The sequence below is a fragment of the Dyadobacter fermentans DSM 18053 genome, assembly GCF_000023125.1.
Taxonomy (GTDB): Bacteria; Bacteroidota; Bacteroidia; order Cytophagales; family Spirosomataceae; genus Dyadobacter; species Dyadobacter fermentans.
On sequence record NC_013037.1, the window covers coordinates 54,077 to 68,501 of the forward strand.

Here is a 14,425-nt window from a genome sequence, read left to right on the forward strand (position 1 = left end):
TTGGACGTACCTGTGAATAGCAATGTCCGAATTAAACTTCCTGGCTAGGGCTTTTCTGCCTAAACCGCATTGGGAATTCGATATAACATATAGTGTTAACCGTTAATTTCTCGTTTGGCCTGATATGGCATTTACAGATCCTTTTAGCGCGCCGCTTACGGCTGCTACCGCTGCCCATTTGCTGAGACGGGCCACATTTGGCCCTACGCATGATGAGATAGCCAGTTTGGTTGGAAAGACTGCGGAGCAGGCAGTAGACATTCTCATTAACAATTCATCTTATCGAGCCACACCGCCGCCGCCGGTTGAAATGGAGGCGGGAAGATCAGATTCGGGGCAGCCGTTTCTGACCAAGGCTTACAGTGTTCAGAGGGATTCGGAATACTACAACTACATTCAGTATTGGTGGGTCGGTTTGATGACTGAGCAGAATGGCCGCCCGGCAGTTCTGGAAAAGCTTACGGCATTTTGGCAAAATCACTTTGTCACAGCAAGGGCTCAGGTCGCAGATTACCGTTTTACTAACAGGTATCTGACATTTCTGCGCGCCAACGCGTTAGGGAATTTTCGTGATATGGCCATCGGCATTACAAAGGATCCGGCCATGCTTATTTTTCTCAATGGAAACGAAAATACAAAGGGCAACCCGAATGAGAATTACGCACGAGAACTTCAGGAACTCTTTACCGTTGGCCAGAAGGATTTCTCCGGGAATGATAACTACACCGAAGAGGATGTAAAGGCGGCAGCTCGCGTGCTTACAGGGTGGCAAGCGTCAAATCGCCGTAAAGATGGCTCTACGTCCTTTGACACAACCTTCAATCCCGACAGACATGATACCTCGACTAAAACTTTCTCGACTAAATACAATAGCGCGTCGATACAGGGAAGAAGCGGGCCCACGGCGGGTGACGAAGAATTGAAAGATCTTGTCGATATGTTGTTGCAGCATCCCGAGACACCTAAATTCATATGTCGAAAGCTGTATCGCTGGTATGTTAATCCTAACGTCACGGATGAAATTGAGCAGCAGGTTATTATACCACTAGCCAGCTTTTTCGCGAGTAGTGGAAATAACTTCAAAATTGCCCCGCTGTTGAAGAAGCTCCTCAGCAGCGAGATATTTTATGACGTCCGAAATATTGGAGCTATAATCAAATCGCCAGCAGAATTAATGATTGGAACTCTTAGGCTATTCAACCAGCCTGTTCCCGACATTACAACGGAATATGTGTCTTTCAAGACCATGATGAACTATGTTCTTAGCAGCATGAATGCAATGCAGTTGAGCTTTTTAAATCAACCATCTGTTTTCGGTTCGCTGCCCTACTACCAAACGGGCTATTCCCGCAACTGGATCAATGGAACTGCACTCGGCCTTCGAGGCTCGCGTATGGATGGCCTGGTTTCACCGTCTTTACAAATCAAGCCGGGTTATTTACTGGGTGTCGATATACTAGGCAAACTAAAGGCTATCCAACCGAATTTTGCGAATGTGGCGGCAAGCCCGGCAATAACCTGTGAACAAGTCCTGGCCGAATTCTCAAAAAATCTGTATGCCGTTGAGCTATCTCAGGCGCAACGGGATTTTTTGATCGACAAAATCATGATGATGAACAGCAGCCCCCGTACAACCTGGGTGAAGGAGTGGGATGCCTATCGAGCTGCGCCAACAGACGCTACCAAGCAAAATACGATTCTTTGGAGATGTCGCACCCTGCTGAGATATATGTTGAGAATGGCTGAATATCAATTATTTTAACATTATTAATCCGTGAAAAGAAGAGAATTTGTTACAGCAGCGTCTTCATTTTTGCTGCCGGTTGTGTTGAATGGATTTGGGGTTAAATCATTGGCAAAGGGCTCCTCACTTGTTCAATCGTTAAAGGCAACTGCGGCCCTGAACAGCGATCGCATACTAGTGATTGTTTACCTGGGCGGAGGGAATGATGGATTGAATACAGTAATTCCGCTCGAATTTTACTCTGAGTACTATAATCTTCGAAGCAACATAGCGATACCTGAAAGCCAAGTTTTGCGTCTTTCGGGCAACTCTGAATCGGGTTTTCATCCTGCAATGACGGGAATGCGCGCCCTGTACGATGAGGGTAAGCTGGCCATTATCAATTCAGTTTCTTATCCGGATCCAAATCAATCACATTACCGGTCAACTGATATCTGGATGACAGGTGTTGATTCGACAAAGTACTCAACATCCGGTTGGGCAGGCAGATACTTGAATGACCGCTTCTCTGGCTATCCCGCAAGTTATCCGAACGCCGAAATGGAAGATCCGCTGGCAATCCAAATCGGACAAATCGGTACTACGGCACTGCTGGGAAATAACCAATCAATGGCAACAACCCTCAAAGACCCAAATTCATTCTATCAGCTTATCGGGGCTCCCAATTTATCTCCCGAAAGCGGCTTACCGTGCTGCGACGCAGGGGAATTAACGGCGTTTATCAGGCAGCAGCAGATACTGTCCACCGGATATGCCTCTGAAATTAAGGCTGCGGCTGATGCGGGAAGCAACAAGGCGTCGTATCCTGACGCCTCTCAGAATAACGAATTGGCAGAGCAGTTGAAAATCGTTGCCCGGCTCATTCATGGAGGATTGAAATCAAAGATTTACTATGTGGAGCTCGGGGGATTTGACACCCATGCCGCGCAGGTTGGAACAACCAGCACTGAGGGGGTACACGCACAACTTCTAAAAAAACTATCCGACGCCATTTTTGCTTTTCAAAACGATTTGAAATTGCAAGGAATTGAAGATAAAGTGTTGGGGATGACATTTTCAGATTTTGGCAGGAGGGCTACATCAAATGCTTCCAAGGGGACTGATCATGGTATCGGAGCGCCGATGTTTGTTTTTGGTTCGGGAATCAAAAGGCAACTGATCGGTACAAATCCTAATTTGGTGAATGGGTTGCTTCCGGCAAATCCAGCTGCATGGGACAAGAACCGGGATATCAAAATGCAAATTGATTTCCGGAGAGTGTATAGCGATATTCTGAACGAATGGTTTGGAACTTCCAGTCAAAAAACCGATCAGATACTTTACAAGAACTTTAAAACCACTTCGCTTTTCTCCGATGTTGTGCAGAGCATTTCGTCTGGTGCCTGGGCAAATCCTGAAATTTGGTCCAACGGTCGTGTACCGGACTCAAAGACCATTATCAGGATAAATTCCGGACATGTCGTTGATGTAGGCCAAAATATCACTGCGCGGGAAGTCAAGGTCGAATCAGGAGGCAAACTTAAATTTCTGGGTGATTTCAGTGTCAATGTGACCGGCTAAGCAAGTGCTGCTCCGCCTGTATGTGGAGGGGATGGCGTGCAATTAAGAATTAAATCAATTTGGGTGAACATGAAGCGTTTTTATAGTCGAGTTATCTCTGCATTCGTCTTAGCATTGATTTCATTGGTTGGTTTTGGCCAGGGCATAATCAAAACCGAAAGATCGTCTCCGCAGGGAATAGTGAGTTTTTCGCAATCCTCCAAGGTCGTCGGAGCAGGGGATTCCAAACACATTGACGGATATGTGGAGAAAAGCGGTTCTGGCATATTTCTGTTTCCTGTCGGTCACAAGGGTATGTACAGACCCTTCGCAGCGGAGTCTGACGGCGTAATCGGGGCATATTTTCAAGAGAATGCAGGATCTGCATCTTTGCCTGCCGGAGCGCCTTTTTCAACTGGAAACAAGGAAAGCGCATTAAAAAATGTCAGTGGAATTGAGTTCTGGGACATCAACGGTGCCAACCCTTCGCGGTTGACTTTGACCTGGAATGCAACGAGCAACGTGGGAACGTTAACGGGCAATTCCTTGCCGTTGCTGACCATCGCAGGCTGGAACGCAGCCACCTCGAAGTGGGAAGCAGTCATTTCAATGGTTGATGAGGTAGCCTACCAGGGTGGAACGAGTTCGATGACTTCGGGCTCGATAACGACTATTCAGACTGTGGTTCCAAACAAGTATAGTGTCTATACCCTGGCCTCACTAAATTCTCCCACGGTGCAAGTGAGCTATGAGGGTAGCCTTGAAACACTTTCGTGTTCAGAGATCGCGGGATGGGTTTGGAACAAGAACTATCCAGATGCAGCTTTGACGGTCGAATTATTTGAGGGTAGCACAGTTTATGCCACAGCAAGGGCCGAAATTAACCGAACCGATCTTAAAGAGAGTGGAAAAGGCTCTGGTAATTATGGATTTAAGATAGCTACGCCTGCAAGCTTGATAGACGGAAAAACACATCAGCTCAGTATCAGGGTGAAAGGAAGCAGTTTCACTCTCGCTGGTTCTCCCAAAACTTTAAACTGTGGCATAACTGGTGCTTTTGAAGTGGCAGATTGTTACAAGCTTAGTGGTTGGGTTTGGGATAAAAATATGCCTGGTAGTGCGCTCACCGTGGAAATAAAAGAAGGGAATGTTGTGCACGCGACTTCGTTGGCAGATGTCTATCGGGAAGATCTGTTGAATGGCGGGGCCGGTACAGGTAAATATGGCTTCTCGATCCCATTACCGGCGACCTTGAAAGATGGAAAGAGCCACGTGGTATCTGCTACTGCAAAGGGCATCGAGTACACCCTTACGAATTCACCAAAATCAGTTAATTGCCCGGTGAGCCAGTTTGCCGGACGTTTTGAAAAGGCAGATTGTGAGTCTATACAAGGTTGGGTTTGGGATGCAAATTACCCGAATGCTGCTTTGACCGTCGAGGTTGTTGAAAATGGTGTTGTGTACGCTACTGGGGTTGCCAATGTCTATCGCGAGAGTCTCAAGACTTCGGGCTATGGAACCGGAAATTACGTTTTTCGGATCCCGACGCCTGCAATTCTGAGGGACGGCAAGGCGCACCAGTTAAGTGTCCGCGTTAAGGGAACAGGCACCATCATCAGTGACTCTCCCCGATCTTTAACATGCTCAGTTAACGACTATGGTGGTCTTTTCGATTTTGCCGACTGCGACATTGTGCGTGGTTGGGCTTGGGATAAGAACTTTCCGAATGGAGCAGCACTCACCGTGGAGCTGGTTAAAGGTGACGTAGTGTATGGATCTGCGGTGGCAAGCAATTATCGTGAGGATTTAAAGAATGCGGGAACGGGAACAGGCAACTACGGATTTTCTATGGCAATGCCTGCTGCATTGCGGGACGGCAAAGCCCACCAGCTGAGTATTCGCGTGAAGGGTAGTAGCTACCTTTTGCCGGGATATCCCGGTACTAAAACGCTTACCTGTGAAATAAACCGATACGCCGGAAGTTTCGAACGCGCGGAATGTGGTCTGATACAAGGTTGGATATGGGACAAGAATAATCCTGGGACGTCAGTGACGGTAGAGGTCGTAGAAGGAACGACGGTACATGCCACAGGCATTGCGAACATCTACAGAGAGAGCTTGAATACCTCTGGTTTTGGTACTGGAAATTACGTTTTCCAGATTGCTACGCCAGCCAGCCTTAAAGATGGCAAACCGCATCAGTTGAGTATAAGAGCAAAAGGGAGCAGTACTATCCTAAGTAACTCACCGCGCTCTCTTACATGCGCAGCCAATGAGTACGATGGTGTATTCGAATTTGCAGATTGCGACGTTGTTCGGGGCTGGGTTTGGGACAAGAACTTTCCGAATGGCGCAGCACTTACCGTCGAGCTCGTTGAAGGCACAGTAGTTCACGGAACGGCGGTAGCGGGTACTTACAGGGAGGATTTAAAGGCGAAGGGAAATGGAAAATATGGATTTTCGATGGCATTGCCGGCTGCATTGCGGGACGGCAAATCCCATCAGCTAAGTGTGAGGGTTAAAGGAAGTAATTACACATTAGTAGGATACCCAGGCTTGAAAACACTTACCTGCGAAGTCAACCGTTATGCCGGAAGTTTCGAGCGGGCAGAATGCGGCGTCATACAGGGATGGATATGGGACAAAAATAATCCAGGGACGTCTGTTACCGTGGAAGTGGTTGAAGGCACAACAGTTCATGCTACCGGAATTGCCAATGTATACCGCGAGGCTTTGAAAACGTCGGGTTTTGGCACAGGGAATTACGTTTTTCAAACCCCAACACCTGCTAGTCTAAAAGATGGTAAACCGCACCAGATCAGCATTCGTGCTAAGGGAAGTAGTTTTGTTCTAACAAATTCTCCTCGCTCGTTAACTTGTGCGGTTAATAGTTATGCGGGTGCATTCGAGTTTGCGGACTGTGATGTTGTACGAGGTTGGGCATGGGATAAAAATTTTCCTGGCGGGGCGGCACTTACCGTTGAATTGGTAGAGGGAACCATTGTGCATGGCACAGCCTTGGCCAGCTCTTATCGCGCGGACCTCAAATCAAACGGTACAGGAACGGGTAACTATGGCTTCTCAATGCCATTGCCACCAGCGTTGCGGGATGGCAAGGCCCACCAATTAAGCTTCCGTGTAAAGGGTAGCAGCATCTTGCTAAGCGGATCGAAGACGCTCACTTGTGAGGTAAATCGTTATGCGGGTCGTTTCGAGCGGGCGGAATGCGGATCAATCCAGGGCTGGGTATGGGACAAAAATAATCCCGGAACCTCTGTAACAGTGGAGGTACTTGAAGGAGGCATTGTCCATGCTACTGGGGTTGCCAATATCTATCGAGAAAGCTTAAAGACTTCGGGTTATGGTTCTGGAAACTACGTTTTTCAAATCCCAACACCGGCAAGTATTAAAGATGGTAAAGCGCATCAGCTAAGCGTTCGGGTAAAGGGAAGTAGTGTGATTTTGACGGATTCTCCCCGGTCCTTGACCTGCCCTGTAAACGACTATGACGGTATATTCGAATTTGCAGATTGCGATGTCGTGCGTGGATGGGCGTGGGACAAGAACTTTCCGAATGGGGCATCATTGACTGTTGAGTTGGTTGAGGGCACAACAGTCCATGGAACCGCAACGGCCGGCAGCTATCGCGAAGACTTGAAGGTAAAAGGGAACGGGACGGGCAACTACGGCTTTTCGATGGCGTTGCCTGCTGCTTTGCGGGACGGTAAGCCGCATCAGCTAAGTATCCGGGTTAAAGGAAGTAACTATATATTGTCCGGATATCCTGGCGTCAAATCGCTGACTTGCGAAATTAACCGCTATGCCGGCCGTTTCGAGCGAGCGGAATGCGGGATGATCCAAGGATGGATATGGGACAAAAATAATCCTGGGGCTGTGGTTACGGTTGAGGTAATGGAAGGCACTACGCTGCTTGCAACAGGAGTCGCAAGTATTTACCGGGAAAGTCTGAAGCTATCAGGTTTCGGTACGGGGAATTATGTATTCCAGATTCCAACGCCTGCCAGTTTAAAGGACGGTAAGGCGCATCAACTAAGTATACGTGCGAAAGGGAGTTCATTTATACTTACGGATTCACCACGCTCACTTAGTTGTGCAGTAGCTGCACGCATAGCTGCGCCAGCTCACGAAATCAGTGTTAGCGAGAATCATGAAGGCCTTATCGATGAACTGCGGTTTTTTGTTTTCCCTAATCCGTCAAAAGGGACGTTGACGGTTGCGCTGCATGCTGCCAAAGACAAACTGGTAAATCTCTCAATCATAAATATTCTTGGACAGAGTGTCCATAAGTCAACCCTGGCAAGCATGAGTGGAGAGGTAAAGACGACGGTCGACCTGGGGCAATTGCCAGATGGAATATATATTGTCCAGGTAAAAGTGGGTGACAAGATAGAAAGCAGGCGCGTTGTACTTGCTAAGTAGGAATGTAGTATCGGCCGCTTGATCGGAGGCCGATACTACTATTTTTTATCACCAGATATAGCTCTTCGATTATAATCTAGTTTAGATCAAGGCAGAAGCCTGTGTATGCATTGACTTGTCGCGATTTTACAATAGCGGAGACCAAACTGTTGCTACCGATGAAAAATCCACGATATCTGAACATGAGGCCGACATTCCCGCCTCCATACTGTTGGTAGGAAATAGGTAGGGAAATGGAGATCTCACGATCCCTATGGAAAGTAGGCGTTACGGAAATGAGGTTTACGGGATACAGCTTGTTGAGATTTTTTCCGCTGTTCAAACTTACAGCCAATTCGCTCGTTAAGCTCAGACGACGAAGACCAAAATAGCTTGCCTGTAAGCGGAGCATCGTTGGCAGGGAGATGTCATATTTGCCGGTATCTACTGCCTTTCTTGAAAAAAAGCGGGGATATTTATCAAATACTCTCGTGGTTTGACTGAATGAAGAATTAGCAAAATTGTTGTTGAAATACAGCTGCTGACTGGGAGATATATGAACGTCGTAGCTTTTGCTGAATGAGCTATCGGCACGATAGCTCGCTTTACCAATATCTGTGACAGAAATACCCAGAACGAAGTTGATAGGAAGATTTCTGGATTTACGAAATGCATAGGTCAATCCCAGGTCTGCCGCAATACTCGCTCTCTGGAAACCAACCAGGTTACCGAATGTCGCGTCACCAAAAAAGTTGCCTGAAGTGCGCGCAGTTACCGATCCAGTGGCATCAGTAAGATAACTCGTCTGAGTGGGAGTCGATTTAATGATGCCTTCCAGTTGAGCAGTCTCCAGTGTCGTGTTTGCAATGCCATTTACATATTTTAGCGTGCCGCCGATGGTCCAGGAGTGGAATTCATTGGACTTGAATTCGTATGCGGCCACAGCACCGAGCTCGGAAAACATGGTAATGTTAGCTTTTGAGTTTTCCGCTCTGGGAAGTACATATGGATACTCATGAATCACCTTGGTCAGTTCACCAATTTCGGATACTAATCGTCCATCTACTTCCCAATAGTTAGCGTGCAGACGAGCACGCGTGGTAAGGCCGACTACGAGACGATTGCTAATTCTATATGAGAAAGAGGGGCCACGCAGATCGAGCGCGCCAGCCCCTGTGGAAATTTTTGAAGTGCCGAGCACATCGGATCGCAATAGATCGGCGCTTAGTTTGAAAATGCTTTTTAGTTGGATATCAGCCGTGTTCGATGATAAGTTGTAGTCCAATGAGAATACGTTGACGTTCCATCTACTTTCTTTATTAAATACACCTAGCATGGAAGGGTTCTTAAATGCCCATAGAATTGCAGGTTCCGGTGGCTCCGGATTTGGCGAAATTGCTTCCGATTGCGCAAATACTTTTCCTATTGAAAGGATCAAAAGTAATCGAACCAATTTCCATCGACTCCTCGGCGACTGTGTATTTGTCATTCGAAATGTGAGTTAGTGCTGTTAAAATCGGAGTGACTTTTTTACATTGATAAGCAGTCCGAATGAATTATAAAGTAATTGTCCACTATCAAATGCTCCTGCAATACCGCACTGCCAATCTTTGGCAAATGATCTGCTAACCTCTAAATATCCGGAGAATTGATTAACCTTTTCGAAATAGGGTGGATCTATTACAAATCTGTCCTTCCCAAGTGAAGTACCAATGGGACTACTTCCGTAAGTTCCATAATTCATTGAGTATGAAAGCTTCGTCTTGATATTATATTTGTTGATATGTCCTTCCATTCCACCATGAAAGGCAATAACCCTGTTGTTTACGAAATATTCGTCCTGCCGGTACCGAAGATTGCTTCGACCCTCATGGCGAGGTGTAACAAATGGATTGCCGATTCCGACCCCTTTGTAAGACCATCCGGAAGCGTACATGAAGTTATTGTAATATTGTTCGTCGCCAGATTTCGTGACAGGTGACCATAATTCCCCCGCTTGATTTTTGGAATAGAAGAGTTCCAACACAATCTTCTCCCACCCAGACCTTGATGCGATCTTGTTTTTCAAGGAGATCCCGGTCAGGCCGTCACGCACATTTGCCAGACGCGCCAGTGCCCCCACATCATAAAACTGTTGCCTGTAAACAAATAAGTGCGCGTTATTCCAGTCATAAGTAATTCCCAGATCAATGGAGCCCAGCTGATTTCCCAGCTTAGTCTTAAAATTCTGAGATCCAACCCACGTTTTCCCGGTTACAGCATGGTAAAACGATTCGAATTTATCCAGATTGAAATCTCTTAGGAATTTCCTTTCATTACCATACATTACCTGGTGGTTGAAGCCGGCAATTACATTTAATCGCCACTCCGGCTTGCCCAGTCTGCCGTAGAGCGATTTCTGGTGAAAATAAGATTTTACTTCTTTTACACTTTCTATGTAGTTGAACGGGTCAGAATGATTAATCGGAGTCGTGCCGAACCAGCCGTAAACAAAATTCCCTTTGAAAGCTAACAGGCCCTCCCAAATTGGTATCCTGTAAAACTCCGGAATGGCAATTTGCAGTTTGGGGATACCAAGAGCATTACCCGAAACAGCGAAAGCCCCGGTCGATAAAGTACTGTCTGCCAGTCCCATCATATCTTTGGATCTCCCTGCTCTCAGCTCAAAGATTCCTAACCTGGCTTTTGCGTAAGCTTCAATAAGCAGTAAGTCAGTCCGATTACCTAAATTGAAGCGCCCCTCCACAGCCGTTCCCCAATCAAAAAACTTCTTTTCCGGATTAGATGTGTAGTCCCTGGAAATTCGTCCAATCCATGCTGTTGAAGGCCCGTCTAATGGAACGCTGCCAAATTGATTTGCTCGCATCCAAAAAGGGACATGGTTGTCGGAAGTGACAATACCCTGAGCCTCGAGACTTGCCTTGAATTGCCTGGAAAGGCTGTCTTCGGCCGAAATATTGGTATTACCACGTGCATCTACATCCGTCTTGATTTCACCGAGCTGACGGGTGGTGACTGCCATAACGTCTGAGCAGACCGATGATATTGAACAAATTGTGGATGCTATTAAGAATTTGTAATTCATTTTACGGATGCTTTTTTGTTTATTTTAGGGCAAAATGATCAGCAATTAGTCCCTGTCAATCATTGAAGGGAATCGACTTACTTGAATCTGAAAAGGAATGCTTCCCCAACACGTGTCGAGTCTCGTAGCATTGCACTTCGGTTTGAGATACGGAACATCTTTTCGGCGTTTTTTGAAGGTCCCATCAAACTGTCCAGCTGGTATATCTGTACTTCTTTATTGCTAACTGGAAATTGGACGGCTTCATCTAAGGAAAGAAAGACGCAAAGAATGTCATTGGTGCCCGGCTTTCTACCCCACAAAAGGCCACTTGACATTCCAGCCGTGGGACTCTTATACTCATTATTAAGAAATATCCTGTCGTTTAGGGGGGTGTCATTCAAATTTTCCCAGTTGGGTAATACCCGAATCAACTTTAACCGGGCAGGAACCTCCGCAATATTCTTAAAGTCCGGCATGTTTCCTGTGCCGCCAAACCTCCCGTACCACGAAAACCAGGCGCCGTTAATTGCCATTGTAGCCGCAATCGTCCTGTTCTCCACTTCTCCAAAAACATTTGGCGTGGTGCTTGCCAATTGACTTTTCTTAATTTTGCCTGAACTTAAAATTCTCGGATCCGAAACAAATTTCAAATCACTTGCTTCCTGACATAACAAATCGGGCATGATGGAATCCGGAACATTATGGGTTGCTACCACTTTTACCCAATCATCATAAATCTTGGCGGGTTCCATAATTATTCTTGCGTCGGGATAACGTTGCCGCATAGCGGCGAAAAGCACCTGGTAGTAAGCGGTTCGACCGCGGGTGTAAGATGGTTTACTCTGCTGGCGTAAAGTTTGGTTTTTACTTTGCCAGTATTCCAGTGTCACTTGTTTTCCACCCTTTTGAGCGGGGGCACTCCAGAAGTCACCGGTTAATTGGGGAACGTCCCATGCGAATCCGGCGAACTTGAATTTCGGATTTCGTGATTCTATTTCTCTCACTTTTTTCAATATTTCCTGCACCGCCCAATTCACGACATCTTTGTTTCGGAAGTCCAGCTCGACAGAAAAGTCAGTTTCGTTAAAGAACCAGCCAGTTGCCATATTACGAGGAAATTGTTGGTCTGGCTCGCTTACGGTACAGTGCTGCTCATAAAAGCGAACATCCTTTTCAGGATAGGTTCGGTTTAGGCTTAGGGTCCGCTTATAGATTGTATACTCGGGAGACTCAAGGTAAAAATGTAAGTTATCTGACAGGGGGTCATTCTCCATGCCCTGCTGATAAAATACATATCGATATCCCATATTTCGCGCGTAGACGAGATTGTCATGCGCTTTTCCTCTCCATGCAATCCCATAAAAGTTTTTAAATGTTTCGTGCTGCGCAAAGCACCTGCCACACCAGGATACAATTAGTAGGATCGTAAATAGTTTAAATCGTGTTCTCAGAGAGACCATATCTTCGAGGTTATTCCTGTTACACTACCGTTTACCGCAGGCGCGTTCGTACACTTCCAAAGTTTGCCGAGCTATTTGTGCCCAGTCATACCTGCTCATATCGTAGTTCTGTAAGGGTGAATGATTCGATATCTTTTCGCGTATCTTTTTGGCTAAACTGTCGATATTTCCTACTTCGAAATAGAAATCTTGGGGAAGGCAAACTTCTTTATTGGCGTCGATATCGCTAGCCAGAATATCTAGTTGGTAACTCATTGCCTCCAATAAGGAAATCGGGAGGCCTTCATAGAATGAGGGTAGAATAAACAGGCGGGCGGATGTATACAATTGGTAAAGTTTTTCTCCTTTGATAAACCCAGTTAAAACAATTCCATTTTTCCTGGCTGTATCTTTCAGGGTCGATGAGTATGGTGACTCATGATCTGCATCTCCTGCTATCACTAGCTTATAATCGTTACTCACATTTGATTGCAAGTAGGCTTGAATTAGGTAGTCGAAACCTTTTTCAGGTACGAAGCGGCCCAATGTAAATATGTACTTGCCCTTTTTCAGACCCAGACTTTCCAGGTAATCCGTTTCCTGATTTTTATTTGCTGTGGGCACTCCGTTAGGAATCAGAACAAAGTCACTACGATTATATTTCCTTTCGATAAGAGAACCAATTCCCTCTGAAATTACGATCACCTTATTTGCGTAACGAACACCAGCTTGTTCGCCAAGCTGTAAAACTTTCTTTGCCAGATTGCCCCATTTTTTCCTTTCGTAGTCAGGGCCATGATGGGTCATCACTACGTTCAGCCCGAGCAAGCGTGCGAAAGGCGTCATGATTGACGGGCCTACCGCATGTATATGCAGAATGTCAGGCCGTTTCCACGCCGCATAAACAACCGACAGAAAAGTATGCAAGAAAGCTTCCAGCGATTTGCTCCTGGGAGAAAATAAAGTAACGATCTTCACTCCCTGATATTCTGAGATATCATTGGTCGGATCTACAAAGCCGCTTCTTCTGATAATTGTGACATCGTGCCCGGCGCCAGCGTCTGCTATTAAAGGAAAAATTTCCTGGCAATGCGTTTCAACCCCGCCTTGAATATTTGGAATACCACGTGTTCCCGTGACAATAATTTTCATTAGCTTTCAATTAATTGGACATAAGATTCTCTGAACTTATCCATCGAGAATTCGTTGATGAGGTGTTCCTTGCTTTTCTTACCCATTTCAGCCCTTCTGTCAGGATCGGTAATGAGGCATTGCAGCTTGCCAGCAATCGCATCGACATCCTTCACATCGCAGAGAAATCCATTTAGGTTCTCTTGGATCAATGCGTTGTTGTCGCCCACGTTCGTTGCAACAATGGGGAGATCCGCATTCATTGCCTCCATAATCGAATTACTGGTGCCTTCAAAAAGCGAAGTCGACAGGTAGATATGAGAGCGGTTGAGTAATTCCGGAATATTATTTGGATTAATATGAACTTCCACAATCTCCGTTAAATTCAAAAGCTTGATCTGCGCACGAATTTCTTGCTCAAGTTCGCCATATCCCACGATGGTGAAAATGATGTTCGCACTATTACTTTTTAACGAAGCGATTACCTTTAATGCAGTATTGTAGTCCTTCTGTGCCACAAATCGACCCACCGTAATAATGCGGGTTACATTATCCTCGGGTTTTTTAGTGTACGCTGAAATATTTTCAAAGCAGTTTGGGATGACGACCATTTTTTCGTTCGCAAAGCCTTGCGTCAAAAAGTAGCTCTTGCCTGAATGGCAGTTCAGGACGGTCCGCGTTGCATATCGATTGGTTATGAAGCGATCCGCAATTGCCTTGGCAGGGGGAAGGTAAGCGTTTCGTATGCCGGGAAAATAGCTCTTTACACCGGCAACTTTCCCTGCAAGCGCTGCAAATGCGTTGGCGGCAGTCAAATAACTGAAAATACAATCTACCCGATTTGATTTCAAGTAATTTGTTAATTGGGAAAAGCGACTGAACAGGTTGCCGTGGCATTTAAGAACATTGATCCTTGGGTTTTGAGATAACAGATCCATGTATTGTTGATGTACGTACTGATCATTGAAAACTACATACGTTACATTATACAATTTACATAATGATATGGCTAGCAGCACAGACTGTTTTTCAGCGCCACCGCTTGTGAGATTTTTGACTAAAACAACAATATTCACGTGATTCGGA

Annotated in this window: 8 protein-coding genes; 3 read left to right on the top strand and 5 right to left on the bottom strand. The window is 46.0% G+C overall.

The features are described 5' to 3' along the window. Nucleotides 1–124 precede the first annotated feature (124 nt). The 3 genes from DFER_RS00230 (at nt 125) to DFER_RS00240 (ending at nt 7,723) form a co-directional block, all read left to right on the top strand. Entirely contained in the window at nt 125–1,762 is a 1,638-nt protein-coding gene (locus DFER_RS00230; RefSeq protein ID WP_012779667.1) for a DUF1800 domain-containing protein, read from the top strand. Between the two features lie 12 nt (nt 1,763–1,774). Then, on the top strand, nt 1,775–3,304 hold the full coding sequence (locus DFER_RS00235) for a DUF1501 domain-containing protein (protein ID WP_012779668.1): 1,530 nt from the start codon (nt 1,775–1,777) through the stop codon (nt 3,302–3,304). Between the two features lie 69 nt (nt 3,305–3,373). Beyond that, nucleotides 3,374–7,723: a T9SS type A sorting domain-containing protein gene (locus DFER_RS00240; protein ID WP_012779669.1), complete on the top strand. Its 4,350-nt coding sequence runs from the start codon at nt 3,374–3,376 to the stop codon at nt 7,721–7,723. Between the two features lie 76 nt (nt 7,724–7,799). On the opposite strand, the gene DFER_RS00245 is transcribed toward DFER_RS00240, so the two are convergent. From DFER_RS00245 to DFER_RS00265, 5 genes are all read right to left on the bottom strand, one after another. Continuing rightward, nucleotides 7,800–9,191, bottom strand: a complete 1,392-nt coding sequence (locus tag DFER_RS00245; protein ID WP_143828613.1) for a DUF5723 family protein — start codon at nt 9,189–9,191, stop codon at nt 7,800–7,802. 21 nt (nt 9,192–9,212) lie between these two features. Continuing rightward, nucleotides 9,213–10,724 (bottom strand): capsule assembly Wzi family protein, encoded by a 1,512-nt coding sequence (locus DFER_RS00250; protein WP_012779671.1) that lies wholly within the window; start codon nt 10,722–10,724, stop codon nt 9,213–9,215. A 140-nt stretch (nt 10,725–10,864) separates the two neighbouring features. Beyond that, nucleotides 10,865–12,076, bottom strand: a complete 1,212-nt coding sequence (locus DFER_RS00255; RefSeq protein ID WP_222837296.1) for a hypothetical protein — start codon at nt 12,074–12,076, stop codon at nt 10,865–10,867. Nucleotides 12,077–12,253: 177 nt separating this feature from the next. Next, on the bottom strand, nt 12,254–13,360 hold the full coding sequence (locus DFER_RS00260; protein WP_012779673.1) for a glycosyltransferase family 4 protein: 1,107 nt from the start codon (nt 13,358–13,360) through the stop codon (nt 12,254–12,256). Continuing rightward, entirely contained in the window at nt 13,360–14,415 is a 1,056-nt protein-coding gene (locus DFER_RS00265; protein WP_041734598.1) for a glycosyltransferase family 4 protein, read from the bottom strand. The genes DFER_RS00260 and DFER_RS00265 overlap by 1 nt, the downstream gene beginning before the upstream one ends. Between the last annotated feature and the right edge of the window lie 10 nt (nt 14,416–14,425).

Excerpts from the sequence above, each read along its gene's own strand:
- DFER_RS00230 (WP_012779667.1), top strand. The coding sequence starts at position 125 with ATGGCATTTACAGATCCTTTTAGCGCGCCGCTTACGGCTGCTACCGCT.
- DFER_RS00250 (WP_012779671.1), bottom strand. The coding sequence starts at position 10,724 with ATGGCAGTCACCACCCGTCAGCTCGGTGAAATCAAGACGGATGTAGAT.
- DFER_RS00255 (WP_222837296.1), bottom strand. The coding sequence starts at position 12,076 with ATGGGATATCGATATGTATTTTATCAGCAGGGCATGGAGAATGACCCC.
- DFER_RS00260 (WP_012779673.1), bottom strand. The coding sequence starts at position 13,360 with ATGAAAATTATTGTCACGGGAACACGTGGTATTCCAAATATTCAAGGC.
- DFER_RS00245 (WP_143828613.1), bottom strand. The coding sequence starts at position 9,191 with ATGACAAATACACAGTCGCCGAGGAGTCGATGGAAATTGGTTCGATTA.
- DFER_RS00240 (WP_012779669.1), top strand. The coding sequence starts at position 3,374 with ATGAAGCGTTTTTATAGTCGAGTTATCTCTGCATTCGTCTTAGCATTG.